The sequence below is a fragment of the Pelagibacterium luteolum genome (assembly GCF_900100665.1).
GTDB lineage: Bacteria > Pseudomonadota > Alphaproteobacteria > Rhizobiales > Devosiaceae > Pelagibacterium > Pelagibacterium luteolum.
On the sequence record NZ_FNCS01000010.1, the window covers coordinates 73,850 to 99,460 of the forward strand.

The window sequence follows — 25,611 nt, forward strand, 5'->3', positions numbered from 1 at the left end:
CAGAGAATGGTCAACACGCGACTGCCCTTCACACTGCCTGAATATTACGAGCGGCTGGAAGCCGTTAGGCGCTCCATGCAGACGCAGGGGATCGACATCCTGATCGTCACGAATCCATCCAACATGCACTGGATCACCGGGTATGATGGATGGAGCTTTTACGTGCATCAGGCTGTCGTCGTTTCGCTCACCGACGAGCCTGTCTGGTGGGGCCGGCCGATGGATGCGGTTGGGGCCGAGAAGACCACTTGGCTCCAAAACGACTCCATATTTTCCTACCCCGACGATTATGTGCAGAACCCGGCCAAGCACGCCTATGAACATCTGTGCGGCATCCTCAAGGACAAGGGTTGGGATCGTCTGCGCATCGGCGTCGAGATGGACAACTATTATTTCACTGCAGCATGCCTTGAAACGCTGCGCGCCGAAATCGAAGGTGTGACGGTGATCGATGCGACCTCTGTCGTCACCTGGCAGCGCTCGGTCAAATCGGAAGCGGAAATCGAATATATGCGCCGGGCGGCGCGGATCGTCGAAGCGATGCACACCCGCATTCGCGATGTGATCGAGCCCGGAATGCGCAAGAACGAGCTGGTTGCGGAAATCTATCACGCCTCACTGGTCGGTGCCGACGGTTATGGCGGGGATTATTCGGCTATCGTTCCGCTTACGCCCTCGGGCCGCGATGCAGCGGCGGCGCATTTGACCTGGGACGACCGCGAGCTGGTCAAGGGCGAGGGCACGTTCTTCGAAATCGCAGGCTGCTACAAGCGCTACCATTGCCCCATTTCGCGCACCGTCTATCTGGGCGAGCCGCCCAAGGACATGCTCAAGGCGCAGGAAGCGGTATTGGAAGGACTGGCAGCGGGCATGGCCGTGGCCAAGCCGGGCTATACCTGCGGGGAAATCGCCGATGCGTTCTTTGGCGTCCTGCGGAAATATGGCGTCGAGAAGACTTCGCGTACGGGCTATTCCGTGGGGCTCTCCTATCCGCCCGATTGGGGCGAGCACACGATGAGCATTCGCCCGGGCGATCCGTCGGTGCTGCGATCGAACATGGTGTTCCACTTCATGCCGGCCATCTGGACGCCAGAATGGGGTCTTGAGATCACCGAAACCATGCGCATCACCGATGATGGTGGGCCCGAATGCCTTGCCAACGTGCCGCGCGAACTCTGCATCAAACCGTAAGAGACCGACTTCATGGCCCATAGACTGCTTGGCGAAACACTCGAAATTCTCGCGGATTTGATCGGCTTTCAGTCGATCTCGTCCGAGAGCAATCTCGAGATGATCGCCTATATCAACCACCGGCTCGACCAGATCGGAACGCGCACCTATCTGACGCTGAGCCCGGAAGGCAACAAGGCCAACCTGTTCGCCACGCTCGGGCCACCCGAGGCCGATGGCGGGATCGTGCTATCGGGGCATACCGACGTGGTGCCGGTCGAGGGGCAGGACTGGAGCTCGGACCCCTTCACCGCGACACTGCGCAATCGCAAGATCTATGGGCGTGGGTCATGCGACATGAAGGGGTTCATCGCCTGCGCGCTGGCCTTTGCGCCCTATTTTCAGGAGATTGGGATCAAGCGGCCCATCCATCTCGCCTTTACCTATGACGAGGAGGTGGGGTGTCTTGGGGCGCAGGTGATGCTCAAGGAACTCAAGGCGGTGGGGCGAAAGCCCTCACTATGCATCGTGGGTGAGCCGACGATGATGAAGATCATCGAGGGCCATAAGGGGTGCTGTGAATATACGACCCATTTCACCGGGCTCGAGGGTCATGGGTCGATGCCCGATCGCGGGGTCAATGCGGTTGAATATGCAGTGCAGTATGTGACCAAGCTGCTTGAAGTCGGTGAGGGACTGAAAAAGCGGGCGCCGGAAGACAGCCGGTTCGATCCGCCATGGTCCACGGTGCAGATCGGGAAGATGGCGGGCGGGATCGCGCGCAACATCATCGCCGGCTCATGCTCGGTGGAGTGGGAGTTGCGGCACATCAACGCCGCCGATTTCGATTTCACCCATGATCAGATCCGGGGTTATGTCGAGAACGTTCTTTTGCCCAAGATGCAGGACATCCATCCTGACGCGTCGGTGATCACGGAAACTATCGGCGAAGTGGCCGGTCTCGAGCCGATGAGCAAATCGGAAGCCGTGGCGCTGGTGCGGGCGCTGACGGGCAACGAGGAGCCTGCCGAGTGTGTGCCGTTTTCCACTGAAGCCGGGCTGTTTCAGGAACTGGGGATCGATACCGTCATTTGCGGCCCGGGCTCGATCGAGCAGGCGCACAAGCCTGACGAGTTCGTTGAACTCGATCAGCTGAGCGCGTGTCTGGAGATGATCGAGGGGCTGGAGAAGGCGGCTTAACCGTGGACTGACCACCTTCTCGGCGCATACCGGTCCCCGCTCAAGGCCGGGATGGCGTCGGTGGATGTTTATCTGAAGGCCGGGATGACCTCGCGGCCATAGCGGGCGATGATGTCTTCTTCCTCGCCACTGTCGAGATAGATGTTGAACTGGGTGACGCCTGCGGCTTCGAGGTCGCGGATCTTGGCGATGTGTTCGTCGGGTTCGCCGAGAACGCAGAAGCTTTCGACGATGTCGTCGGTGATGAAGTCGAGATAGGGGTTATCGGACTGGCCGTGCTTTGAATAATCATAGCCGCGCCGGGCTTCGATATAGCTGGTGAGGCTCGCGGGGACCTTGTCGGAATCCGCGCCGTATTTTTCCACGATATCTGCGACATGGTTACCGACCATGGCGGGGAACCATCTGGTGGCTGCGATGGCTTTTTGTTTGTCGCCGAAATAGGCGGGCGCTGCGGCCATCGAGCGATAGTTCGACATATCGCGACCGGCAGCCTTCCCTGCTTCGATGCACTGATCGGTGAACCATTTGCACAGGCTCGGCTCGGCGATCTGGAGCACGACGCCATCGGCGCTTTCGCCAGCGGTCTTGAGGGCAAGGGGGCCATAAGCGGCGATCCAGGAGGGCATTTCGTGCCCGACCGCCCAGGGGAACTGGACGGGGTTTGGCACGTCGCCATAGGTGACTTCATCGCCGCGGACCATGGCCTTGGTCTTGGCGATGAATTCCGCCACCCGCTTGAGCGTTGCGGGCTTGTGGCCCATGACGCGACGCGAGGAATCGCCACGGCCCACGGCGAGATCGAAGCGTCCACCGCTTTGCTTGGCGAGTGAACCGAAAAGCGATGCGGCGACGGACCAGTCGCGCACGTCGGGGTTGGTCACCAGCGGGCCGAAGCGCATGGATTTGGTCCATTCCATGCCCATCGCCATGGCGGGGTAGGGGTCGCGCCAGAGAATGTGAGAATCGTAGAACCAGCAATAGGAAAAGCCCGCATATTCGGCGGCCTGGATCAGATAGCGCGCGCGATCGTGCTCGACGAAGCCTTTAAATGTGATCCCGAATTCCATGGTCGTCCCTACCCCTTGTCATGCAACGCCGTTACCGCAGCGAAATATTTTGACCAGATGATCAAATTCTTGCCGGGGCCGCAAGCCCAATTATTGCGGACCGTAAGCGATCATCGGGCGGCCCGAAGTAGGGTTGGCGATGATGGTTGCCGCCACCCCATAGACGTCAGCCAGAAAGCCAGAGTCGATCACCGCGGCAGGTTCGCCCTCTGCGACAACCCTTCCCCGATCCAGCGCGACGATATGATCGAACCATGCCGCCGTGAGGTTGAGGTCGTGCATGGTGACGAGGATGGTCAAACCCTCCTCGGCCAGTGATCTCAAGATGTTCATCACAGCGATTTGGGCGGCGATATCGAGATGGTTGGTTGGCTCATCGAGAAGGATCAGCTTCGGCTGCTGCGCCAGCGCACGTGCGATATGCACCCGTTGCTGCTCGCCACCCGATAGCGTTGAAAACCGCCGATGGGCAAATTTGCTCATGCCGACGCGCTCGAGCGCCCTTGCGACGATGGTCTCGTCGGCATCCTGCGTGTCGGCGGACCATACCCCCTGGTGCGGCAGCCGGCCCAGCATCACGACGTCATGGACGTCGATCGGTTGATCGGTGCTGTTGGACTGCTCCACCAAAGCTGCCATTTGGGCGCGCGTCCTTCGTGGCAGGGCATGAAAGTCCTCGCCCGCGAACGTGACATGCGCCCGCGCGGCTGGCTCAAGCCCCAAGATTACGCGCAGGAGCGTGGATTTTCCGGCACCGTTAGGGCCGATCAGTGCGTTGAGTTTGCCGGGCGCAAGGGCAAAACCGACATCGGCGAGGATTGCCCTGCCCTCGATTACAAGGCTCGCGTGGGCGATCGAGAGGCTCATGTGGCCCGCCTGTTGTGCAGGAGAATGAGGAAGAACGCCGGTGCGCCAATCATGGCGGTGACGATGCCGACGGGCAGTTCGCGCGGGTCGAACAATGTGCGCGCGGCTGTATCGGTCCAGACCATGAAGATGGCGCCGGCGAGCGCTGCCAGCGGCAGCAAATGCTGATGCCTGCCACCGGCAACGAGCCTTACGGCGTGGGGGAGGATAAGGCCGACGAAGCCGATTGCGCCAGAGATCGCGACGAGGACGCCAGTCAGAAGAGCGGTGGCGCCCAGCATCAGCCAACGGGTTTTAGCGACATCGATGCCGAGGGCGCGGGCGGCGGTGTCGCCGAAAACAAAACCGTCGAGGATGCGGCTCGATGCCATCAACGGCACGCCCACCACGGCAAAGGCCACGAGCGCCAGTGTCGCGTCCGACCATCGGCTGCCGGCGAGCGACCCCATGAGCCAGGAGAGAATTTCGCGGTAGGAATCCCCCGTGGCCGTCCAAAAGATCAGGAACGAGGTGAGGGCCGAGGCGAGAGCCGAAACGGCCAACCCGGCGAGGATGGCACGCGAGGCTGTGATGGCGCCGAGCGAGCGCGCCAGACCCAATGTCATCGCCATCGCTGCCAAGGCGCCCAAAAAGGCGCCGACCGGCAGGAGCACTGTCGCGCCGACCAGCATCATTGCCACCGCCCCGACTGAGGCGCCGGATGACAGACCGAGGAGATAGGGGTCAGCGAGTGGGTTGCGAGTCAACGCCTGCATTGTCGCCCCGCAAATGGCGAGCCCGGCGCCAACTGCTGCGGCTGCCAGAACGCGCGGAAGTCGCAGCTCCCAGACGATCCCTTCGTGCAGGATCGACACCGGGCTGCGGCTCAAGAGGCCGAGCTTGTGTCCGATCACGGCCCATACATCGCCTGCTCCGATATCGGCAGGTCCGATGGTTACGGCGACGATGATCGAGGCCACGAGGAGCGCCGATAACCCCAGCAGCCACGCCCGCATTCTCAGCCGCCGCAGGGCGGCCGGGGTCAGAGCGGAAAGGCCGAGGGGAGCGGCGACCATGGGTTAGAAATCCAGTTCCGCCAGTTGATCGGCGAGATCGCGCAAGGCGGGAACGCTTCTGACGCCCGGTTCGGCGGCGGGAAACGGGATCGTAAGGTAATGCTCGTTTTGCACGGCATTCAGGTTCGCGGTGGCCGGGTTGCTGTTCAAAAGTTCGATCTTTTGTGCTCGCGAGTTCCATGCTGCATCGACCAGAACGATGACATCGGGATCGGCATCGACGATCGCTTCCCAACTGGCGGAGGCCCAAGTGTCTTCGATATCTGCAAAGATATTGGCGATGCCCAGCGCCTCCATGGTCATCTGCGGACCACCAAGGCCCGCGCCGACATAAGGCGTTGCCGTGGCCGATGAGTACCAGAGCCCGGTTAGGCCAGAGGTCGGTTTGATCGCATCGAGCATGGCGCGCTGTTCGGCCACGAGTTCGGTGGCGCGCGCTTCGACATCAAAGATCACGCCCATTTCGAGGATCTGGGAGAAAATGTCGTCAAAATTCAGCCTGTCGGGTGTGCCTTGGGAGCGGCACGCAGTCGGGGCGACGTAGGTCGCAACGCCAAGGGACTGGAGGCTTTCCCGCGTGCCCGTAGCATCGGCGGCAAAGCTCGATTCCCAACCGCCATAGACGAGATCAGGTGCCGCTTCGAGCACCACTTCCTGGCTGGGGACGCGGTCCGCAAGGACGGGCAGCGGCGCTGCGGGCGCCCATTCGTCGGGCACGGGACCGTCCTGGAAGCCGACGCCGACGATCTTGTCGCCAAGTCCGAGGGCGAGCAGCATTTCGGTTGCTGTGGACTTGATGGTGACGACACGTTCGGGCGGGGCATCGAAGGTGACGGTGACGCCGCAGTTTTCGATCGTGAGAGGGTATTCGGTGGCAAAGGCGGGGGTGGCGAGGATCAGAGTCGATGCAATCGCAAGCGCGCTTCTCTTGGCGAGAGCTGCGCGCCCCTCATCCGACCGCTTCGCGGCCACCTCCGGCCACCAGGGGAGAAGGAGAACAGTGGCAATCGGGCTGCCGCCAGCACTCCCTTCTCCCGCAGTGGGAGAAGCGTCGCGGATGAGGGGAGTGCCACAGGATCGTATGCTGACGGGAAATCTCATCGTGCCTTTTCCTTGGCTGTCGCGCGAGCGCGCATGCCGGCCTCGTAGCCCTGCGCGTAGGCCTCGGTCGAACCGAAGCGGAACATGTCGTCTTCGCCGAGGCGCGCCAGGGTTCGGGCGCCGGGGGTGTCGAGATCGCCGACGAGGCGGGACAGGCCGCGGGCGACTGCAACAGGGATGCCGGATGCCTTGCCCTTGACCAGATCGGCGGCGGCGGCGAGTTCATCGGCGACCACGGTGACAGTGACATTAAGCGGACGGCCATTGGCGTCGACACCACCACGCAAATCGTCGACAAGTTGGACCCCGGCGGCGCCAATGGCCGCGTCGGTCTGGCCCACGCGCCAGGGGCGACCGAGGGTATCGGTAATGATGATGCCGATCTTTCTGCCGGTCCTTTCACGCAGGCCCGCGCAGAGGTTTTTTGCCGAAGCATCGGGGTCGCGCGGCAGGCGTAGCGCCAAACCATCGGGGACGTTGGAGGTGTCGAGGCCGGCAGCGGCCATGACGAGGCCCTGACGGGTTTCGACAATTTTCGTCGTGCCGCCGGCGTGGACGCGCTCGGCCACAACGCGGACCGTATCTTCGTCGATGGCCAAATCGCGGGCTTCGATAGGCACCTGCATGCCTTCGGCTTTCGAGACGATCTTTGAGGTCACCACCAGAATGTCGCCGTCGCGAAGTGCGGCCCCGTCGTCGCTTGCAGCCATTGCCTCTATGGCGTGGGCAATGATGGATACAAGGTCATCGCCGGCCCCGATCTCGGGGATGTTTTCGATGCCCCAGAGTGTCAGCCGACCGACCATCATGGCCTCTTGAGGTTTGGCAGAACTTTTTCAGCGAACACATCTATCCACTCGCGCTGATTGCGGCCGACATTGTGGAGATAGATGCGGTCAAAGCCGAAATTGGCGAATTTCTGGATGTATTGGAGGTGCTCGTCGGGATCGGGTGATATGACCATGCGACCCTTGAAATCTTCGGGGCGCACCAGCTTGGCCATCTGCTCGAAATCGAAGGGCGAGCGGATATCGGCCTTGGGAAATTTCATGCCGCCGTTGGGCCATTCGGTCATGGCATTGGCGAGAGCTTCCTCGTAGGTGGGCGCCCAGCTCAAGTGCAGTTGCAGCACTTTGGGCATTTTATCGGGATCCTTGCCCGCCTCGCGCGCACCTTCGTAAAATTTACCGAACAGCATCTCGATTTTTTCGAGCGGCGCGCCGACGGTGATGATGCCGTCGGCGAATTTGCCGGTCTTTTTGGAATTGATCGGTCCCGCTGTCGCGACGAGGATTTCCGGGGGCGTTTCCGGCATGGTCCAGAGGCGCGTTGCCTCCATCTTGTAATGCTCGCCTTTGTGCTTTGTATCCTTGCCGGCCAGCGAATTTTCAAACAGCTTCTTGATGATCTCGACGGCCTCAAACATGCGCGCCGAGCGTTCGCCGGCGTCGGGCCAATATTGGGCAAGGAAACTCTCGTTGAGTGCTTCACCGGCGCCGACACCGAGCCAGTGGCGGCCCGGATACATGGCAGCGAGGGTGGCAGAGGCCTGCGCAACCATTGCGGGATGCCAGCGGAAGGTTGGCGTCGTCACGCCTGGGCCCATATCGCCCTTTGTGCGCTCACCGATTGCGGTCAGGACATTCCAGACAAAGGCCGACTGGCCCTGCTGGGGCACCCAGGGCTGGAAATGGTCGGCCGCCATGGCGCCATTGAAGCCCTTGGATTCGGCGTAGGCGGTGAGGTCGACGCAATCGGTTGGGTGAAACTGCTCGAGCATCACCGCGTAACCGATCAATCCCTCCGGTCCGGTCTTGAATACCGACATGCCGCACTCCCCTCGCGCATTTGCGACCACTCAATCACAAAGGCGAAGGGACCAAAAGGGGCAATTTTGACCTTTTGGTAAAATTATCGCGCGGGGCTATTCGATGAAATCGTCCACGTGGCGAATCTCACCAAGCATATAGGCATCGGCCACCAATTGCAGCGGGCTGATATCGACGTCGCTCTCGCCCGCCGCCAGAAGCGCGGCGAAATGGGCGTAGATGCCGTCATACTCGGTATCGTCGGCAGAGAGCTGCGTTGCGCCATCGATGGCGAGCACCGCGCCGCCGCTGCTGAGCGTGACGGTGCCGGCATCGGTCTTGACGGTGATGTCCCAGGTCTGCGGGCCTTCCTGCCGCCAATCGAAGTCGGCGGACACGGGGTGGCCGGTGGCGCTTTTGAACGCGATTTTTGCCCCGATGGGGGTCTGGCGATTGCGTGGGACTTCAAGGCTGGCGCCAACCACATGCACCGGTGCGGGCAGGATATGGGTCAGGATGGACAAGGCATTGATCCCAGGGTCAAAGACCCCCATGCCGCCCGGCTGCCAAATCCAGTCCTGTCCCGGATGCCAGCGGCGCACGTCTTCGCGCCAGATGATTTCGGCGCTTTTCACCGTCTTGTCGGCCAGAAATGTCCGGGCAGGTTCAACGCCCTGCGCATAGCGCGAATGCCATGTGGCGAAGAGCGTGACGCCCTGCTCCCTGGCAAGCGCCTTGAGGGCTTCGACCTCGGCGACTGTTGCGCCGGGGGGCTTTTCGAGGAGCACGTGCCGGCCGGCTTTGAGAGCGGCCACTGCAAGCTCGAACCGCACCTGTGGGGGCGTGCACAGCGCGATGGTTCCAATGTCGGGCCGTGCTGCCAGCATGTCATTGAGCGCGGTGAAGTGCTCGACGCCATCGAGATCGGCATTGCGGCTGACAATGGCGGCCAGTTCGAAATCAGGGTTCTTTTCGATCGATGGCAGGTGCTGGTCCCGGGCAATCTTGCCCAGGCCCAATATTGCGATCTTATGTGCCATCAATGGGAGTCCTTGGGCACAGCGGCGCCGCGGCACCCTTTCAGGAAGTCGAAATCGGCGCCGGTATGAGCCTGATCGACATGATCGAGGAACATCTTGGCATAGCCTGACTTGGGCTGATCAGGCAGCGGCGTCCATTCTGCAAGCCGGCGCGCGATTTCGGCATCCGAGACATCCAGATGGATGCGGCGATTGGGGACGTCGACTTCGATGAAGTCCCCATCCTGCACGATCGCGAGAGGTCCACCTACGGCGGCCTCGGGGGATGTATGGAGGATGACGGTGCCATAGGCGGTGCCGCTCATGCGCGCATCGGAAATGCGGACCATATCCTTGATGCCCTTGCGCAGCACCTTGGGCGGCAGGCCCATATTGCCGACTTCGGCCATGCCCGGATATCCCTTGGGACCGCAGTTCTTGAGGACCATGATGCAGGTTTCGTCGATATCGAGCGCCTCGTCGTTGATCTTGGCCTTGTAGTCGTCGATATCCTCGAACACGACCGCGCGCCCGCGATGCACCATCAATTGGGGGCTGGCTGCCGAAGGCTTGAGCACGGCGCCGTTGGGCGCGAGATTACCCTTGAGCACCGCGATACCGCCCTGACTGGTCAGAGCCTTATCGACGGGGCGGATGACGTCCTCGTTCCAGTTGCGTGCATCGGACACTTCTTCCGCCATGGTGAGGCCGGACACGGTCAGCGCATCGCCATGCAGCTTTCCGCCATCGAGCAGCGATTTGAGCACGACCGGCAGACCGCCGGCATAGAAGAACTCTTCCATAAGGTACTGGCCCGAGGGCATGAGATTGACGATGGTCGGAACGTCGCGGCCCAGTTTGTCCCAATCGTCTAGCGTGATGTCTATGCCGACGCGGCCGGCCATGGCCAGAAGATGCACCACCGCGTTAGTCGAACCGCCAATGGCGCCATTGGTGCGGATGGCGTTTTCGAACGCCTTGCGGGTCATGATGTGGGAGGGACGCAGATCGTCTTTGACCATCTCGACGATGCGGCGACCGGTCATTTGTGCCATCACTTTGCGGCGGCTGTCGACGCCGGGGATGGCGGCATTGCCCGACAGCGCCATGCCGAGTGCTTCGGCCATCGACGCCATGGTCGACGCCGTGCCCATGGTGTTGCAGGTGCCCGACGACCGGCTCATGGCCTGTTCGGCTTCAAGGAAGTCTTCTGGCGAAATCTCACCGGCCTTGATCGCTTCGGAGAATTTCCACAAATGGGTGCCCGAGCCGATCCGTTCGCCACGGAACCAGCCGTTGAGCATAGGGCCGCCGGTGACGACGATCGAGGGCAGATCGGTGGAGGCCGCACCCATAAGGAGCGATGGGGTTGTCTTGTCGCAACCCACCAAAAGCACGGCGCCATCGATGGGCTGGGCGCGCATGGTTTCTTCAACCGCCATGGCTGCAAGGTTGCGGTACATCATGGCTGTGGGGCGGAAAGTATTCTCGGACGCCGAGAACACCGGGACCTCAAGCGGAAAACCGCCTGCTTCCCAGACGCCGGCTTTGACCTTTTCGGCCAGTTCGCGCAGATGCCCGTTGCAGGGTGTGAGGTCCGACCAGGTGTTGAGGATGCCAATGACCGGGCGCCCGTCGAACAGATCGTGCGGGTGACCCTGATTTTTCAGCCAGCCGCGATGATAGATGGTGTCGCGCGATGTGCCGCCATACCATTCCTGTGAGCGCAGCTTACGGGGCCATGTGGCCTTTTCGAATTTCATGTCGCGGACCTCGATTACAACACTGCGATCTTGACCGGCGCGTCGGCAGCGCGGGTCGTATCGATATCCAAACGATTTCTCAGCGGAAGGCCGAAGGGCGCAGCCTCGATCTCGAACACATCCCCTGCCTGGGTCGAAATGCCGTCGGCAAACGAAAGCGTTGCGGTGCCGAACATATGGATGTGGATATCGCCGGGCTGGCAAAAGATTTCGTACTTGAAGTGGTGGTGTTCGAGATTGGCGATGGTGTGGCTCATATTGTCCTCACCGGACACAAAGGGCTTTTCCCAGATCGTTTGGCCATCACGCACGATGCGGGACTTGCCCTCGACGTGGCCCGGCAGATCGCCCACTAAGATTTCCGGACCGATTGCGGCGGGACGCAGTTTTGAGTGGGCGAGATAGAGATAGTTCTGCCGCTCTGTGATGTGATCGGAAAACTCGTTGGCGAGCGCAAAGCCGATGCGGTGCGGTGTGCCGTCCGGGCCATTGAGATAGATGCCGGCGATCTCGGGTTCTTCACCGGCATCGAGCGCAAAGGAAGGCGATATGATCGGCTGACCGGGCGCGACGAGCGCATGGCCATTGCCCTTATAGAACCATTCGGGCTGCACGCCCGATTTGCCGTCGCCGGGCTTGCCGCCCTCAAGGCCCATCTGGAACATCTTCATGGAGTCGGTAAGGTTTTCGGGATCGGCAGCCTTCTGGTGCATGGCGTTGCGGGTCGACGCCGAACCGAGATGAGTCAGCCCTGTTCCCGTCAGATGCAGTTGTGCGGAGACATCGTGATCGATCGGCGCCAGAACGCGCCCGTCCGCATAGGCTGCGGCCAGATCGACGGTGTCGCCCAATCCCAGTTCAGCGACGAGGCCCGAGATCGATTTTCCGGCAGCGATAGCCTTTTCGGCCAGTTCACGCACCGACGAGACGCCACGGACGATATTGGCATTGTCGCTGGAGCGGGCCGCAACATGGCGCACGCCGTTTTCATCGACGAACTGGGATATAAACACTTGTGTAGTCTCCGATATATGATGGTCGGCGCGGTTATTTTTTCCCGCGCTGCCTTGGATGGTCAGGCCGCTTTGTTCTTGTTGTAGACGTCGAAAATCACTGCGGCGAGAAGCACGAGCCCTTTGATCATCTGCTGCCAGTCGATGCCGATGCCCATGAGCGACATGCCGTTGTTCATGACCCCCATGATGAAGGCGCCGATCACCGCACCCACGATGGTGCCGACGCCGCCAGCCATGGAGGCACCGCCGATGAACACCGCCGCGATAACATCGAGTTCGAACGTCTCACCGGCCTTCGGCGTCGCCATGTTAAGTCGGGCGGCGAAGACGAGACCCGCCAAGGCGGCGAGCATGCCCATATTGGCAAAGACGAGAAAGGTGAGGCGCTCGGAGTTGATGCCCGAGAGCTTGGCGGCCTTCTGATTGCCACCCACGGCGTAGATGCGCCGGCCGATCGTCGTCTGCTTGGCGACGAAGCTGTAGCCCGCGATCAGGACCGCCATGATGATGAGGACGTTCGGCAAGCCACGCGAGGTGGCGAGCAGATACACTAACGCCACCACGGCGCCCGCGATCAACACGTTTCGGCCGGCGAAAAAGGCGTAGGGCTCGTCAGGCGTGCCGTGCTTCGCCTCCTTGGCGCGCGAGCGCAACGAGAGATAGACGAGCACCACGGCGGCTGCGATGCCCAGAAGCAGCGACAAAAGGTGCAGCCCTTCGATCGCGGCGATGTCGGGGATGAAGCCGGATGCGATGAGGCGGAATTCGTTGGGAAACGGGCCGATAGACTGGCCCTTGAGGAGCACCATCATCAGTCCCTTGAACACAAGCATGCCGGCCAGGGTGACGATGAAACTTGGAATTTTCCAATAGGCGATCCAGTAGCCCTGTATCGCGCCGATGGCCGCGCCAACAAGCAGGCATACGATTGCGGCGACGGGAAAGGGCAGTCCGAACTGCACCATAAGCACCGCCGAAAGCGCGCCGATGAACCCCATGACCGAGCCGACGGACAGGTCGATATGCCCCGCTACGATCACCAGCAACATGCCAACGGCCATGATGATGATGTAGGAGTTTTGCAGCACCAGGTTGGTAACGTTGACCGGGCGCAGCAGGATGCCGCCCGTTGCTACCTGAAAAAACGCCATGATCGCGATGAGGGCGAACAGAATGCCGTATTCGCGCATATGGGTTCTGAGATAGCCAACAAACGCCGAATTACCGGCCGGCCGTGCTGAAGATTGGGTCGCGTCAGTCATGGTTGTATGTCCATTTGCGAAGGAGAGGACGGCATCACGCGGCCTTGCCTGTTTTCAGGATCATCGACATGATCTTTTCCTGGCTGGCCTCGGCGATGGGCAGTTCGCCCACGAAACGTCCGGCGTTCATTACATAGATGCGATCGCAGGTGCCGAGCAGTTCGGGCATTTCCGAAGAGATGAGGACGATCGCCTTACCCTGGGCCGCCAGTTCGTTGATGATCGAATAGATTTCGTATTTGGCACCCACATCGATACCGCGCGTGGGCTCATCGAGGATCAGCACTTCGGGCTCAGCATAAAGCCATTTCGAGAGCACGACCTTCTGCTGGTTACCGCCAGACAGGTTGACGGTCTTCTGGCCGATGCCCGAACTCTTGATGGCCATGAGCTTGCGGTAGCGCTCGGCCACCTCGCGCTCTTTTTGATTATCGACCACCAGCCCGTTGGCGATGCCGTTGAGGTTGGCGAGGGGCACGTTGTCCCGAATGGGTTGATCGAGGACGAGCCCATAGGTCTTGCGATCTTCGGTGGCGTAGCAAATGCGATTTGCGATGGCCCTGGGCACCGAGGACGTATCGACCGGCTGACCGTTCAGCAGAACCTCACCTGAGATACGGTCGCCATAGGATTTTCCAAACAGGCTCATCGCGAGTTCGGTTCGCCCTGCCCCCATCAGTCCAGCGATGCCTACGACTTCGCCGGCCCGCACATTGAAGCTAACGTCGTCGACAACCTTGCGCTCGGAGTGGATCGGATGATGCGCCGTCCAGTTCCGGACCTCGAACATCACCTCGCCGATCTTGGGATCTCCGTGCGGAAAACGGTCCTTGAGCGAGCGACCAACCATATCGCGAACGATATCGGCTTCGGAGATCTGTTGCGTGTGGCAATCCAAAGTCGAAACGGTGTGACCGTCGCGCAGGACCGTGATCCTGTCGGCGACCTGGGAAATTTCGTTGAGCTTGTGGGAAATCAGGATCGAGGAGATGCCTTTGCTCCTGAGCTCGACAAGCAATTTCAGCAGCGCCTGGCTATCGGTCTCATTGAGCGATGAGGTCGGCTCATCGAGGATCAACAGCTTGACCTCCTTGGACAGTGCCTTAGCGATTTCCACCAATTGCTGCTTGCCCAGCCCAAGGTGGGTCACCCGCGTGCGTGGGCTTTCCTTGAGCGAAACGCGCTTTAGGAGTTCTTCGGTGCGACGATAGGTTTCCGACCAGTCAATGACGCCGTTGCTGGCGCGCTCATTGCCTAAAAAGATGTTTTCGGCAATCGAGAGCAGAGGCACCAGGGCGAGCTCCTGGTGAATAATGACGATGCCGCATTTCTCGCTGTCGGAGATCGAGTGGAAGTGACGCTCTTCGCCTTCAAAGAGAATTTCACCCTCGTAATCGCCAGACGGATAGACGCCGCTCAGGACCTTCATCAGTGTCGATTTGCCGGCGCCGTTCTCGCCAACGAGGGCATGAATTTCGCCCGCCTCGACCTTGAGGTTGACGTTTTCAAGTGCGTTGACGCCGGGGAAGCTTTTGGTAATGCCCCGCATTTCGAGAATGGACGTCATAGCGCTACGGCTCCCTGAGCGCAGTGTAAAGGACGCGGCCGGAGCATATCACCCTCGGCCGCGCCCGTCTCTGGATGAGACCTAGTTTGCGATCTGGTCTTCGGTGTAATAGCCCGAGCCAACCAGCACCTCTTCGAGGTTATCCCGGGTGACCAGAACCGGCTCAAGAAGGTAGGACGGAACGACCTTGACGCCGTTGTCGTAGGTTTCGGTATCGTTGATCTCAGGCTCCGCCCCGTTGATCAGCGCTTCGACCATGCCGACGGTCACACGGGCGAGTTCGCGTGTGTCTTTGAAGATCGTCGAGTACTGGTCGCCGGCCATGATAGCTGCCACGGAGGGCAATTCGGCGTCCTGGCCGGAAATGATCGGCATTGGCAGGTCGCCCGAGCCATAGCCAACGCCGCGCAGCGACGAGATGATACCGATCGACAGCCCGTCATACGGGGAGAGCACGGCATGGACCTGATCATCTGTATAGTGGGCCGACAAAAGGTTATCCATACGGGCCTGTGCGACCGAACCGTCCCAACGCAGGGTGCCAACCGTGTCCATGCCCATCTGGCCGGACTTGACCACCATGGTGCCGTCGTCGATCAGCGGCTGAAGCACGCTCATCGCGCCGTCGTAGAAGAAGTACGCATTGTTGTCGTCGGGCGAACCGCCGAACAGTTCGATATTATAGGGTGGCTCCCAATCGGAGGCTTCAAGACCGTCAACGAGCGACTGGGCCTGCTGCACACCCACCGTGAAGTTGTCGAAAGTCGCGTAATAGTCGACATTTTCCGAGCCACGGATCAAGCGGTCATAAGCGATGACGTGGATGCCGTTGGCGGCAGCGTTTTCAAGAGCTGTCGTCAGCGTGGTGCCGTCAATCGACGCGATCACCAGAACGTCCACACCGCGCACGATCATGTTTTCGATCTGTGCGAGCTGGTTGGGGATATCGTCTTCGGCATATTGCAGATCGGTGGTGTAGCCGGCCGCTTCGAACAGCTCGACCATGGAATTGCCATCCGAAATCCACCGGGCCGACGACTGTGTCGGCATGGAGATACCGACCGAGCCTGACTCCTGCGCAAAACTCGGCGCCGTTGCGAGCGCAGACGTAACGATCAGGGCGCCAAGCCCTGCGAAAATCGATTTCATGAATTCTCTCCCTGTGATCCCCCGCCACGCGATTTCCATGGCGGCCTCCCATCCCGGTTTCCCGGGGGTGGACGAAGATTTGCATATAGTATGATTATTTGTAAAGGCGAATTTGCTCGCGCTACCGACAGTGTGAACTGTGACATCGGTGGCCGATCAGACGCGCTTGTCGCCCAATGTAGCCGTCGCGCGATCGACGCCGCTCTGGATCGCCTGGCGCATGGCCAAACGGGCCATGTCTCCGTCGCCGGCCACGATGGCTTCCGCAATATTGCGATGCAGCCGCACGGCGCGTTCGAAGGCGGCGGAGTCGTCGACCGGCGACGAAATCGTGAAGGACGCCATCAGCGCGATGTCGACGACATTGGCGAGCGATACCATGAAGGGATTGCCCGAGGCCTGAGCGATGACGCGATGAAATCCGACGTCGTAGCGGGCAAACTCTTCGGGGGTCTGGTCGCTGCCGCCCATACGCGCGAGCCACGCCATCAATTCATTAGCCTGCTCTTCACTGCGTCTCGTTGCCGCCAGTGCCGCCGCATCGGGCTCCACGGCCATGCGAATTTCAGCTAGGCTGGCGATGAAATCGAGCTTTACACCAGAATCGAGATGCCAGAGCAGCACGTCGGAATCAAACATGTTCCACCGCGCCCTTGGCAGGACGCGTGTGCCAACCCGCGCCCGGGCTTCGACGAGGCCTTTGGCGGATAGGGTCTTAAGGGCTTCGCGCAACACAGTTCGCGACACGCCAAACTGATCGATCAATTCCGCATCGCCTGGAAGGATCTGGCCCTCGCGGTAGATACCCCCGACAATCGATGTCCCGAGGCTCGACATGACGTGGGCATGGAAATTGTGGGGCTTGCGCTTTGTAACAGGCGAAAAGCTGTCCAATTCCTCTATTGTGCCTGCCATCGGAAACTGCTTTCTAGGATTGCCTGCCCGCAAAACGCGGTCGATTTGACCGCTGCAAGGGCCATCTTTACCCGACAATGAGGCGATGGTCTCGCGTTGTCAAAATAAAACTATAATACGATAATTGGCCAACTTTAACGCCCCCCAGCATCCGGACCTTCCAACCATGCCCTTGCCTTCCTGTTGCCGAACAGCGCCCCATCCATGACGCCCGACTGGATCGGTGTCGATTGGGGCACAAGCAACATGCGGGCCTGGGCGATGAGCGCCGATAATCGCGCCCTGGCTCATGCTGCGAGCGACAAAGGCATGGGCAGCTTGTCACCCGATGCGTTCGAGGATGCGCTGATTGCGGTGATATCCCCCTGGCTTTCTGACGGCACAACGACACAAATTATCGCCTGCGGTATGGTCGGCGCGCGACAGGGATGGATGGAGGCGCATTATAGTCCGACGCCGACGGTTCCCATTGCGGCAAGCATGATAACACCGCCGACGCGCGACACGCGGATTGCCGTCCACATCGTGCCCGGCGTCTGCCAGGCCAGCCCCGCCGATGTGATGCGCGGGGAAGAAACGCAAATCGCCGGGTTTATCGCCCACAGCTCACGTGACGGCATCGTATGCCTGCCCGGCACCCATTCGAAATGGGTCGAAATCGTCGATGGCCGGATCGTTTCGTTTTACACCGACATGACAGGCGAGCTCTTTTCGCTGTTGAGCACGCACTCTGTGCTGCGCCACAGCGTTACGACTGATGGATGGGCAGATGGGGCCTTCGCGCAAGGTGTCAGCGACGGTTTTGCGGCCGCCAATCCCCTGCCATATTTATTTGGCCTGCGTGCATCCTCGCTGCTGACAGGTCTTTCTCCGGAAACTGCCAAGGCGCGACTATCCGGCTTGTTGATTGGTGGGGAACTCGCAAGCCGCCAAGAGCTTTGGGCTGATACCAAGGTTTCGCTGATCGGCGCGCCGCGACTATCGGGCCTTTATGCACAAGCGCTCGCGATCGTTGGTGGCAACGCTGAAGTGCTCGATGCCGATATGATGACGCTGGCTGGCCTTGCAGCCGCCCGAGCAGTTTTGGAGGACCGGATTTGACTGCTCGCAATCTCATTGCAATCCTGCGCGGCGTCACACCCGACGATGCACCGGCTGTGACCGAGGCCTTGATATCGGCGGGTATTACGATGATCGAAATCCCGCTCAACTCACCCCAACCTTTCGACAGCATTGCGGCGATGGTCGAGCGGTTTGGTGCACACGCTACGATCGGCGCCGGAACGGTACTCGACACAGAAGCGGTGGAGAAACTTGCCGACATTGGTGCGAAACTCATCGTCTCGCCAAATTGCGATCAAGAGGTCATCGGCGCAACCAAGCGGCTTGGCATGCTATCCTATCCCGGGGTTTTTACGGCAACCGAGTGCTTTGCGGCCCTCTCTGCCGGCGCCGATGGGCTCAAGATTTTTCCCGCGTCGATCATGGGACCTGCAGGCATTTCCGCGCTCAAGGCAGTTCTGCCGGCCTCGGCACCGGTCTATGCCGTTGGTGGCGCGGGTCCGAACAATTTCGCGCAATGGCGTGCTGCGGGCGTTGACGGTTTCGGCATCGGAACAGCGCTCTATACGCCGGGCCTTGCACCCGAAGACGTGCGCGCACGGGCCGAGCGTTTGGTTTTGGCATATGACGAGGTGATGGGATGAGTGCGACGGTTTTCGATGAGCGACCCTGCTTTCTGGGCGAAGGACCGCTTTGGCATCCGGAACGCCAACAATTGTTCTGGTTCGATATCATAAATCGCACGCTTTTGACCCGAAAGGGCGAACATCAGCAGTCGTGGGTGTTCGACGAGATGGTCTCGGCAGCGGGCTGGGTCGACACGAAGACATTGCTGGTCGCCAGCGAAACGGCACTTTTGAAGTTCGACATAGAAAGTGGCGAACGCTCCGTCGTGGCGCCGCTTTCGCTTGGTGAAGGCCGTCGCACCAATGATGGGCGCGCCGACCCATGGGGCGGGTTCTGGATTTCGTCGATGGGCAAAAAAGCGGCGCCGGGCGCCGGAGCGATCTACCGCTTTTATCGTGGCGAGGTCACAACGCTCTTTGACGGGATTACCATCCCCAACGCCATCTGTTTTTCTCCTGACCGGGCCTACTCCTATTTCGCCGATACTGATCGTAGCGTGATAAAGCGCGTCGCACTTGATGCCGAGACGGGGGCGCCAAACGCGGAGCCCGAGATCCATCTCGACCTTGGTGGTGAAGGCCTCAACCCTGACGGCGCCATTGTCGACGCCATGGGCAATCTCTGGAACGCGCAGTGGGGTGCCGGACGCGTGGCGGTTTACGATCCCGCTGGCAACTTCCTTGAAGCCTTCGCCATCGATGCCCCGCACTCATCATGTCCAGCCTTTGGCGGCCCGGACTTCACAACGCTTTACTGCACGACGGCCCGAGAAGGGCTCGACGACGCGGCGCTGGCCGAGGATGCCCATTCGGGCAAGGTGTTCGAACTACCCGGTGCCGGTCAGGGTCTGGCAGAACCGCGCGTCATACTCTAATCGCGACTGAGCGGGTCGGCCGTATTATTGCCGCCCTGCAATCTTGCCAGTGGGTGGTCTGCGCTAGGCCAGTTGTTGGCCCTGACCTCGGCCTCGTAGCCGTCGGCACTGTCTTTCGGGTGCCAGCCGAGATAGCGCACAGCGTCGTTGGACCACCATGCGCGGCTGTTGTTTGACACGCCCCAGACCGTCGGACAGCCAAGCCATGGGACATCGAACACGCGCTCGACCAGGCGGACGAAGTCATTATAGCTCAGCCACGTGGAGAGCATACGGTAATCGGTCGGTTTTTCGAAACACGAGCCGATCCGGACGATCGCCGATTCCTGGCCGACCTTTTCGTAGTAAAAGCGTGCCAGCGCTTCGCCGAAGCATTTGGACACACCGTAAATCCCGTCCGGCCTAACCGGGCTTGAGAGATCGACAGGTTCATCCTGACGATAGAACCCGACAACATGGTTCGAACCGGCGAAAAATATGCGCGGCTGCCCGTGGGCCCGTGCCGCCTCATATAGATTGCGGACGCCGATGATGTTGCCATCGAGGATTTTCGAAAAGCTCTGCTCGGTCGAAATGCCGCCAAGATGGACGATCCCATCGCAACCCTCGACCAGATCCATCACGGCTTTCGGGTCGGCGAGATCGGCCTGAACCACCTCTTCATTGGCATTAGCGGGGCCGAGATCGACGATATCGGTGATCCTGAGCGTTGGCGCGAGATGAGCAAGCCGTTTGCGCGCCACGCGACCCAAACCGCCCGCGGCACCCGTGATCAATAGCCGTTTCAAATCCTGCGCCTCCGAAAGTCTTTGCAATGGGCCGCATCATAAAGATAGGACAGGACCAGTCAACCTGTCTGATGACTTTGCGACGGTGCGCTTGACAGCCGGTGAGCGCCGGTGTCTCACTCATAAGCAACGGGCATAAGCAGGGACGCTACGAGCGGAGCAATGGATTTTCAACGCGATAGCCATGGGCAATCTGGCGGCACACTTGTTGTGCAGGTCGCCAATTCATTGCGTGAAGCCATTCTGGGTGGCGCGTATCAGCCCGGTGACAAATTACCCAGTGAGGCGCGGCTGACCGAGTCTCATGGGGTGAGCCGGACCGTCGTGCGCGAGGCCATTGCTGCGCTGCGTTCCGATGGCCTGGTTGAGCCGCGGCGCGGTGCCGGGGTATTCGTTCTCGAGCCCGTGGTGCCACCCGGCCTGCCGTTCCAGAACATCGACCACGCCAGGATTTCCTCGATTATTGAGGTGCTTGAACTGCGCGCGGCGGTCGAAGTCGAGGCTGCGGGCCTTGCGGCCGTTCGCCGCTCGCCTGCCCAGGAAGAAACCATTCTGGACCGGCACCGCGCCGTCGGCCAGTGCATCGTTGACGGCCAGCCCACAAGTGCCGCCGATTTCGCGCTGCATACGGCGATTGCCGAGGCGACCAGTAATCCGCGTTTCGTCGAGTTTATGACGCTGATGGGCCAAAACGCCATTCCACGCGCTGCACTCACAAACAATGAGGGGCGGTCGTCGACGGCTTACCTCAACCAGTTGCATGATGAGCATGCGCGAATCGTCACCGCGATCTCCAACGGCGATTCCGAGGGCGCGCGTGAGGCTATGCGGGCGCATTTGCTGGGCAGCCAGCGCCGCTATCGGGCGCTGTTGCAGAAGAGCTAGAAGCGCCGACGCAAAGATATCATACAAGTTATTGACTTCCGTCAGGCAGGCCTGTAGTCCTCGAAGCAGAGATTTTTGCTGTTGGAGGATTGGGCCATGAACCCGCAGGACGTCAAACACGCGCTCGGCGCAGGGCTGCTTTCGTTTCCCGTCACCCATTTTGACGCCGAAGGGCGGTTTAACGCCAAATCCTACCAGGACCACGTGGCTTGGCTTTCGGGGTTCGAGGCGACCACTCTATTCGCAGCCGGGGGTACCGGGGAATTCTTTTCGCTGACGCCTGAAGAGATTCCAACAATCGTCTCTGCCGCCAAGGAAGCGTCAGGCGGGAAGACAGCCATCGTTTCGGGCTGCGGTTATGGCACCGAGATGGCGATTTCAATTGCCAAGGCCGTCGAGAAAGCCGGTGCGGACGGCATCTTGTTGCTCCCCCACTATCTTATCGATGCGCCTCAGGACGGGCTTTACGAGCATGTGAAGCGCGTTTGCCAATCGGTCGGTATCGGCGTCATGGTTTATAACCGCGACAACTCGGTGCTTCAGGCCGATACGCTGAAACGCTTGTGCGATGAATGCCCCAATCTGGTGGGTTTCAAGGACGGGACCGGCGATATCGGTCTCGTGCGTCAGGTCACGGCAACGATTGGCGACCGGCTGACCTATCTCGGCGGCATGCCTACGGCCGAACTTTTTGCCGAAGCCTATCTTGGCGCGGGGTTCACCACCTATTCGTCTGCGGTTTTCAATTTCGTGCCCGGTCTGGCGGTCGAATTCTACAAGGCGCTGCGGGCCGGAGAGCGCAAGACATGCGAGCGCATTTTGCGCGATTTCTTCTATCCGTTCATGGCCATCCGCAATCGGCGCAAGGGCTATGCGGTGGCTGCCGTCAAGGCCGGCGTGCGGCTGCAGGGGTTTGACGCAGGGCCGGTGCGTGCGCCACTCTCGGACCTCACGCGGGAGGAAGAAGCGATGCTTGAAAAACTGATCGGCACGCACAAGAGATGAGGATCGCCGAGGTCAATACGCATCTGCTCGAGCATGTGCTCGACACGGCGTTCGAGAGCGCGTCGATGCGGTTCGACAAGCGCGTGCATGTGCTTGTCGAGATCGTCTGCGATGACGGAACGACGGGCTGGGGTGAGTGTCTTGGCCCGGCGTTTGCCAATGCGGCGATCGTAAAGACCTATGCGCAGTGGCTGATCGGCAAGGATCCGCTCGAGACCGAAAAACACTGGGCGGTGCTCTATAATGCGCTGCGCGATCAGGGCCAGCGCGGGCTTTCGATCACGGCGCTGTCGGGTATCGACATTGCGCTCTGGGACATCAAGGGCAAGCACTTCGGCGTGCCGATCTCGACGCTGCTCGGCGGAAAATTCCGCGACAGCGTAATGGCTTACGCAACCGGCTCATTTAAGCGCGATGGTGTGGACCGGGTCGAGGATAACGCGGCCGAAGTGGCGCGGTACCGGACCGATGGGTTTCATGCCACCAAGATCAAGATCGGGTTCGACCCGGACGAGGATTTGCGGGTCATCGCCGCGGTGCGCGAAGCTGCGGGCCCCGACATGCGGGTGATGATCGACGGCAATCACGGCTATGACGCCATCGAGGCGATCCGGGTCGGTCGGGCGGCCGCCGAATATGGCATCGACTGGTTCGAAGAGCCCGTGGTGCCTGAACAGCTGGATGCCTATCGGGCGGTCAAGGCTGGCCAGCCTATTCCCGTTGCCGGCGGGGAGACCTGGCACACGCGCTGGGGGATGCGGGAACCGATCGAAACCCGCGCTGTCGATATCATCCAGCCCGATATCTGCGGTTGTGGCGGCTTCACGGAAATCCGGCGGATCGCGGACCTTGCGGCGCTGCATGGCGTAAGACTGGTGCCACATGTTTGGGGCACGGCGATCCAGATCGCGGCGGCGCTGCAGTTCATGGCGGCCATGATCCCCAATCCCGTGCGCAACAACCCGATCGAGCCGATTCTGGAATTCGATCGCACGGACAATCCCTTCCGGCAGGCGGTGGTCAAGAGACCGATCGAGCATGTTGCGGGGGTTGTGACCATCCCTGATGGGCCGGGCCTTGGCATCGAAATCAATCGCGATGCGCTGAAAGAATTCTCACCGAAAGCTGTTTGATGCTTGAACGGAAATATGCCGGGGCAAAGCCCTCTTTCGTTTTGCCGAAAGGCACGATCGACACCCAGATGCACGCCTATTTGCCTGGATTTCCGGCACTTTCTGGTGGGCCCGGACTTCCGCCGGAGCCGCTGCCGACACCTAGCGATTACCGCAAGACGATGGAGTGGCTGGGGATCGACCGGATCGTGGTGACGCAAGGCAATGCGCATCAATTCGACAGTTCGTGCCTTTTGGCCTGTCTTGAGGATTTTGGGCCGGTCGCCAAGGGCGTTGCGGTCATTACCGGCGAGACGCCAGACGCTGAAATGGAACGGCTTTCTTTAAAGGGGATCGTCGGGGCGCGGATCATGGATTTGCCCGGCGGGGCCATCGGGCTCTCGGCGCTGGAAGAGATCGACGCGCGGGCTGCGGCGTTCGGGTGGATGATGGCGATCCAGTTCGACGGCAGCGATATTCTCGATCATGAGGAACGGTTGGCGGGGTTGAAATCGCGCTGGGTGCTCGATCATCACGGGAAATTCTTTGCGGGCGTGACGCCGCAGAGCTCGCAGGTCGATGTGGTCAAGCGGTTGATCGACAAGGGCAATTGCTGGTTCAAATTCGCGGGATGCTATGAGTCCAGCCGCTCCGGCGGACCAGACTTTTCCGATATCGCCGTGGTCGCGCAGGACATTGCCGCCTATGCGCCGGAGCGGATCGTCTGGGGGACGAACTGGCCGCACAACGCGGCCAGGACCGCGGAGGAATATCCCGACGAGGCAGCGTTGCAGGAAATAGTGTTGAGCTGGTTTCCAAACGAGGCGGCGCGGGACAAGACGCTCGTCGCAAACCCTGAAGAACTCTACGGATTTTCCCGCTGGGCGGAGGCATAAAGATGATCATTACCGATGTCCGGGTCAAAGTGTTTCACACCGAAACCCGCAAGCACGCCGACAGCGCCGGGCACGCTCATCCGGGGCCTGTGCACAAGGTCCAGATGGCGCTTTTGACGGTTGTGGCGGAGGATGGAACCGAGGGGCACTGCTTTTCGCCGCCGCAGATCGTCCGCCCGCATGTCATTGAGAAGTCTGTCAAAACCGTTCTGATCGGGGCTAACGCGTTCGACAGGGAAAAGCTTTGGCAGGGACTGGCGCATTGGCAGCGCGGAAGCGCTGCACAGTTGACCGACAGGACGCTGGCGATCGTTGACTGCGCGCTGTGGGATCTGGCCGGCAAGGCGCTGGGGTTGCCCGTTCACAAGCTGATCGGGGCGTATCGCGACAAGGTTCCGGCCTATGGCTCGATCATGTGCGGTGACGAACTCGAAAATGGACTGGCGACGCCCGAGGATTATGGGCGATTTGCCGAAACGCTGGTGAAGCGCGGGTACAAGGGGATCAAGCTGCACACATGGATGCCGCCGGTCTCGTGGTCGCCCAATGTGAAGATGGATATCAAGGCGTGTGCAGCGGTGCGGGAAGCCGTGGGGCCCGACATCGATCTGATGCTTGACGCCTATCACTGGTACTCGCGGACCGATGCGCTGGAACTCGGTAAGGGTTTGGAGAAGCTGGGCTTTGCATGGTTCGAAGAGCCGATGGACGAGGCTTCGATGTCGTCTTACGCGTGGCTTTCCGAGCAGTTATCGATGCCGGTTCTCGGACCGGAAAGTGCGAGTGGCAAGAACTTTACCCGGGCCGAATGGATCAAGCATGGGGCATGCGATATTTTACGTACGGGTGTCCACGATGTCGGCGGCATTACGCCGGCGCTCAAGACCATGCGGATGGCCGAAGGGTTCGGGATGAATTGCGAGGTGCACGGCAATGGTGCGCCCAATCTGATCGTCACGGCAGTGTCGAACAATTGCAAATGGTATGAACGCGGTCTTTTGCATCCCTTTCTCGAATATGACGACGGCGTCGACTATCTCAATTCACTGCCCGATCCGATGGACGACGATGGCTATGTGCATCTTTCGGATCGTCCGGGGATTGGCGAAGACATCAATTTCGAACACATCGACGCCAATCTCGTTTCGGAGCCATTTTAGGCGGAGATTGGGGTGGGGGGATAAGTCTGGGTTTTGAGTGCTGGGTGGGCGCTGCTCTGGACCCCGGGAACACGTCCCGGGGATGACTATAGAGTGGATGACGGTTAGCGAAAAATCCCGGTGTTTCCAGTGCTTACCGGGCCAGCCATCCGCCATCGACGGGGATTGTGGCCCCGTGCATGTATTGGGATGCGGGGGCTAAAAGGAAGACCGCGGCGTCGCCGATGTCGGAGGGTTCGC

Annotated in this window: 25 protein-coding genes; 10 read left to right on the forward strand and 15 right to left on the reverse strand. The window is 60.5% G+C overall.

Annotation, left to right across the window (positions count from 1 at the left end):
- Positions 1-6: 6 nt before the first annotated feature.
- Both BLR31_RS14930 and argE read left to right on the forward strand, forming a co-directional pair.
- Positions 7-1,191 (forward strand): M24 family metallopeptidase, encoded by a 1,185-nt coding sequence (locus tag BLR31_RS14930; protein ID WP_090597503.1) that lies wholly within the window; start codon positions 7-9, stop codon positions 1,189-1,191.
- Positions 1,192-1,203: 12 nt separating this feature from the next.
- Entirely contained in the window at positions 1,204-2,370 is a 1,167-nt protein-coding gene (argE, locus tag BLR31_RS14935; RefSeq protein WP_090597504.1) for an acetylornithine deacetylase, read from the forward strand.
- 68 nt (positions 2,371-2,438) lie between these two features.
- On the opposite strand, the gene BLR31_RS14940 is transcribed toward argE, so the two are convergent.
- The 13 genes from BLR31_RS14940 to BLR31_RS15000 all read right to left on the reverse strand — a co-directional run bounded on the left by BLR31_RS14940 (position 2,439) and on the right by BLR31_RS15000 (position 16,962).
- Entirely contained in the window at positions 2,439-3,440 is a 1,002-nt protein-coding gene (locus BLR31_RS14940; protein WP_090597505.1) for a TIGR03842 family LLM class F420-dependent oxidoreductase, read from the reverse strand.
- 90 nt (positions 3,441-3,530) lie between these two features.
- On the reverse strand, positions 3,531-4,307 hold the full coding sequence (locus BLR31_RS14945; RefSeq protein ID WP_090597506.1) for an ABC transporter ATP-binding protein: 777 nt from the start codon (positions 4,305-4,307) through the stop codon (positions 3,531-3,533).
- Positions 4,304-5,362, reverse strand: coding sequence for a putative F420-0 ABC transporter permease subunit (locus BLR31_RS14950; RefSeq protein WP_090597507.1), 1,059 nt, complete (start codon positions 5,360-5,362; stop codon positions 4,304-4,306). The genes BLR31_RS14945 and BLR31_RS14950 overlap by 4 nt, the downstream gene beginning before the upstream one ends.
- A gap of 3 nt (positions 5,363-5,365) precedes the next feature.
- The gene (locus tag BLR31_RS14955) at positions 5,366-6,334 is read right to left on the reverse strand and encodes a putative F420-0 ABC transporter substrate-binding protein (protein WP_244505083.1); all 969 of its coding nucleotides are present in this window, start codon (positions 6,332-6,334) and stop codon (positions 5,366-5,368) included.
- Positions 6,335-6,459: 125 nt separating this feature from the next.
- Positions 6,460-7,269, reverse strand: a complete 810-nt coding sequence (cofE, locus tag BLR31_RS14960; protein WP_090597531.1) for a coenzyme F420-0:L-glutamate ligase — start codon at positions 7,267-7,269, stop codon at positions 6,460-6,462.
- On the reverse strand, positions 7,269-8,291 hold the full coding sequence (locus BLR31_RS14965; RefSeq protein WP_090597508.1) for a TIGR03557 family F420-dependent LLM class oxidoreductase: 1,023 nt from the start codon (positions 8,289-8,291) through the stop codon (positions 7,269-7,271). Before BLR31_RS14965 ends, cofE begins: the two co-directional genes overlap by 1 nt.
- A 96-nt stretch (positions 8,292-8,387) precedes the next feature.
- On the reverse strand, positions 8,388-9,311 hold the full coding sequence (locus BLR31_RS14970; RefSeq protein ID WP_090597509.1) for a Gfo/Idh/MocA family protein: 924 nt from the start codon (positions 9,309-9,311) through the stop codon (positions 8,388-8,390).
- A complete protein-coding gene (araD, locus tag BLR31_RS14975; RefSeq protein ID WP_090597510.1) occupies positions 9,311-11,053 on the reverse strand; it encodes an L-arabinonate dehydratase in 1,743 nt (580 codons plus the stop codon). Before araD ends, BLR31_RS14970 begins: the two co-directional genes overlap by 1 nt.
- A 14-nt stretch (positions 11,054-11,067) precedes the next feature.
- Positions 11,068-12,066 carry an AraD1 family protein gene (araD1, locus tag BLR31_RS14980; protein ID WP_090597511.1) on the reverse strand — a complete coding sequence of 333 codons (999 nt, stop codon included), beginning with the start codon at positions 12,064-12,066 and terminating at the stop codon, positions 11,068-11,070.
- Positions 12,067-12,128: 62 nt separating this feature from the next.
- Positions 12,129-13,331 carry a multiple monosaccharide ABC transporter permease gene (gene mmsB / locus BLR31_RS14985; RefSeq protein ID WP_090597512.1) on the reverse strand — a complete coding sequence of 401 codons (1,203 nt, stop codon included), beginning with the start codon at positions 13,329-13,331 and terminating at the stop codon, positions 12,129-12,131.
- Positions 13,332-13,365: 34 nt separating this feature from the next.
- On the reverse strand, positions 13,366-14,898 hold the full coding sequence (gene mmsA / locus BLR31_RS14990; protein ID WP_090597513.1) for a multiple monosaccharide ABC transporter ATP-binding protein: 1,533 nt from the start codon (positions 14,896-14,898) through the stop codon (positions 13,366-13,368).
- An 81-nt stretch (positions 14,899-14,979) separates the two neighbouring features.
- The gene (gene chvE / locus BLR31_RS14995) at positions 14,980-16,047 is read right to left on the reverse strand and encodes a multiple monosaccharide ABC transporter substrate-binding protein (RefSeq protein WP_176762687.1); all 1,068 of its coding nucleotides are present in this window, start codon (positions 16,045-16,047) and stop codon (positions 14,980-14,982) included.
- A gap of 156 nt (positions 16,048-16,203) precedes the next feature.
- A complete protein-coding gene (locus BLR31_RS15000) occupies positions 16,204-16,962 on the reverse strand; it encodes a FadR/GntR family transcriptional regulator (RefSeq protein WP_090597515.1) in 759 nt (252 codons plus the stop codon).
- Positions 16,963-17,166: 204 nt separating this feature from the next.
- On the opposite strand from BLR31_RS15000, the gene BLR31_RS15005 reads away from it, so the two are divergent.
- Genes BLR31_RS15005 through BLR31_RS15015 form a run of 3 tightly spaced genes read left to right on the forward strand, consistent with a single transcriptional unit; the run spans position 17,167 to position 19,525 of the window.
- On the forward strand, positions 17,167-18,063 hold the full coding sequence (locus BLR31_RS15005) for a 2-dehydro-3-deoxygalactonokinase (RefSeq protein WP_090597516.1): 897 nt from the start codon (positions 17,167-17,169) through the stop codon (positions 18,061-18,063).
- Positions 18,060-18,668 (forward strand): 2-dehydro-3-deoxy-6-phosphogalactonate aldolase, encoded by a 609-nt coding sequence (locus BLR31_RS15010; RefSeq protein WP_090597517.1) that lies wholly within the window; start codon positions 18,060-18,062, stop codon positions 18,666-18,668. The genes BLR31_RS15005 and BLR31_RS15010 overlap by 4 nt, the downstream gene beginning before the upstream one ends.
- Positions 18,665-19,525: an SMP-30/gluconolactonase/LRE family protein gene (locus BLR31_RS15015; protein ID WP_090597518.1), complete on the forward strand. Its 861-nt coding sequence runs from the start codon at positions 18,665-18,667 to the stop codon at positions 19,523-19,525. The genes BLR31_RS15010 and BLR31_RS15015 overlap by 4 nt, the downstream gene beginning before the upstream one ends.
- Here the strand turns inward: BLR31_RS15015 and BLR31_RS15020 are convergent.
- Positions 19,522-20,313, reverse strand: coding sequence for an NAD-dependent epimerase/dehydratase family protein (locus BLR31_RS15020; protein ID WP_090597519.1), 792 nt, complete (start codon positions 20,311-20,313; stop codon positions 19,522-19,524). The two genes, BLR31_RS15015 and BLR31_RS15020, sit on opposite strands and share 4 nt — an antisense overlap.
- Positions 20,314-20,475: 162 nt before the next feature.
- On the opposite strand from BLR31_RS15020, the gene BLR31_RS15025 reads away from it, so the two are divergent.
- From BLR31_RS15025 to BLR31_RS15045, 5 genes are all read left to right on the forward strand, one after another.
- Entirely contained in the window at positions 20,476-21,198 is a 723-nt protein-coding gene (locus BLR31_RS15025; RefSeq protein WP_090597520.1) for a FadR/GntR family transcriptional regulator, read from the forward strand.
- 96 nt (positions 21,199-21,294) lie between these two features.
- Positions 21,295-22,203 (forward strand): 5-dehydro-4-deoxyglucarate dehydratase, encoded by a 909-nt coding sequence (gene kdgD / locus BLR31_RS15030; RefSeq protein ID WP_090597521.1) that lies wholly within the window; start codon positions 21,295-21,297, stop codon positions 22,201-22,203.
- The gene (locus BLR31_RS15035) at positions 22,200-23,336 is read left to right on the forward strand and encodes a mandelate racemase/muconate lactonizing enzyme family protein (protein ID WP_090597522.1); all 1,137 of its coding nucleotides are present in this window, start codon (positions 22,200-22,202) and stop codon (positions 23,334-23,336) included. The genes kdgD and BLR31_RS15035 overlap by 4 nt, the downstream gene beginning before the upstream one ends.
- Positions 23,336-24,211: an amidohydrolase family protein gene (locus BLR31_RS15040; RefSeq protein ID WP_090597523.1), complete on the forward strand. Its 876-nt coding sequence runs from the start codon at positions 23,336-23,338 to the stop codon at positions 24,209-24,211. Before BLR31_RS15035 ends, BLR31_RS15040 begins: the two co-directional genes overlap by 1 nt.
- A gap of 2 nt (positions 24,212-24,213) precedes the next feature.
- Positions 24,214-25,371, forward strand: coding sequence for a mandelate racemase family protein (locus tag BLR31_RS15045; protein WP_090597524.1), 1,158 nt, complete (start codon positions 24,214-24,216; stop codon positions 25,369-25,371).
- A 133-nt stretch (positions 25,372-25,504) separates the two neighbouring features.
- Here BLR31_RS15045 and BLR31_RS21390 read toward each other — a convergent pair.
- Positions 25,505-25,611 (reverse strand): SDR family oxidoreductase (locus tag BLR31_RS21390; protein ID WP_143009401.1); only part of this gene is annotated, 107 nt, incomplete at its 5' end.

What these genes read in the sequence shown, in the direction of transcription:
- BLR31_RS14930 (WP_090597503.1), top strand. Translation starts at nt 7, where the DNA reads ATGGTCAACACGCGACTGCCCTTCACACTGCCTGAATATTACGAGCGG.
- argE (WP_090597504.1), top strand. Translation starts at nt 1,204, where the DNA reads ATGGCCCATAGACTGCTTGGCGAAACACTCGAAATTCTCGCGGATTTG.
- BLR31_RS14940 (WP_090597505.1), bottom strand. Translation starts at nt 3,440, where the DNA reads ATGGAATTCGGGATCACATTTAAAGGCTTCGTCGAGCACGATCGCGCG.
- BLR31_RS14945 (WP_090597506.1), bottom strand. Translation starts at nt 4,307, where the DNA reads ATGAGCCTCTCGATCGCCCACGCGAGCCTTGTAATCGAGGGCAGGGCA.
- BLR31_RS14950 (WP_090597507.1), bottom strand. Translation starts at nt 5,362, where the DNA reads ATGGTCGCCGCTCCCCTCGGCCTTTCCGCTCTGACCCCGGCCGCCCTG.
- cofE (WP_090597531.1), bottom strand. Translation starts at nt 7,269, where the DNA reads ATGGTCGGTCGGCTGACACTCTGGGGCATCGAAAACATCCCCGAGATC.
- BLR31_RS14965 (WP_090597508.1), bottom strand. Translation starts at nt 8,291, where the DNA reads ATGTCGGTATTCAAGACCGGACCGGAGGGATTGATCGGTTACGCGGTG.
- BLR31_RS14970 (WP_090597509.1), bottom strand. Translation starts at nt 9,311, where the DNA reads ATGGCACATAAGATCGCAATATTGGGCCTGGGCAAGATTGCCCGGGAC.
- araD (WP_090597510.1), bottom strand. Translation starts at nt 11,053, where the DNA reads ATGAAATTCGAAAAGGCCACATGGCCCCGTAAGCTGCGCTCACAGGAA.
- mmsB (WP_090597512.1), bottom strand. Translation starts at nt 13,331, where the DNA reads ATGACTGACGCGACCCAATCTTCAGCACGGCCGGCCGGTAATTCGGCG.
- mmsA (WP_090597513.1), bottom strand. Translation starts at nt 14,898, where the DNA reads ATGACGTCCATTCTCGAAATGCGGGGCATTACCAAAAGCTTCCCCGGC.
- chvE (WP_176762687.1), bottom strand. Translation starts at nt 16,047, where the DNA reads ATGAAATCGATTTTCGCAGGGCTTGGCGCCCTGATCGTTACGTCTGCG.
- BLR31_RS15000 (WP_090597515.1), bottom strand. Translation starts at nt 16,962, where the DNA reads ATGGCAGGCACAATAGAGGAATTGGACAGCTTTTCGCCTGTTACAAAG.
- BLR31_RS15005 (WP_090597516.1), top strand. Translation starts at nt 17,167, where the DNA reads ATGACGCCCGACTGGATCGGTGTCGATTGGGGCACAAGCAACATGCGG.
- BLR31_RS15015 (WP_090597518.1), top strand. Translation starts at nt 18,665, where the DNA reads ATGAGTGCGACGGTTTTCGATGAGCGACCCTGCTTTCTGGGCGAAGGA.
- BLR31_RS15025 (WP_090597520.1), top strand. Translation starts at nt 20,476, where the DNA reads ATGGATTTTCAACGCGATAGCCATGGGCAATCTGGCGGCACACTTGTT.
- kdgD (WP_090597521.1), top strand. Translation starts at nt 21,295, where the DNA reads ATGAACCCGCAGGACGTCAAACACGCGCTCGGCGCAGGGCTGCTTTCG.
- BLR31_RS15035 (WP_090597522.1), top strand. Translation starts at nt 22,200, where the DNA reads ATGAGGATCGCCGAGGTCAATACGCATCTGCTCGAGCATGTGCTCGAC.
- BLR31_RS15040 (WP_090597523.1), top strand. Translation starts at nt 23,336, where the DNA reads ATGCTTGAACGGAAATATGCCGGGGCAAAGCCCTCTTTCGTTTTGCCG.
- BLR31_RS15045 (WP_090597524.1), top strand. Translation starts at nt 24,214, where the DNA reads ATGATCATTACCGATGTCCGGGTCAAAGTGTTTCACACCGAAACCCGC.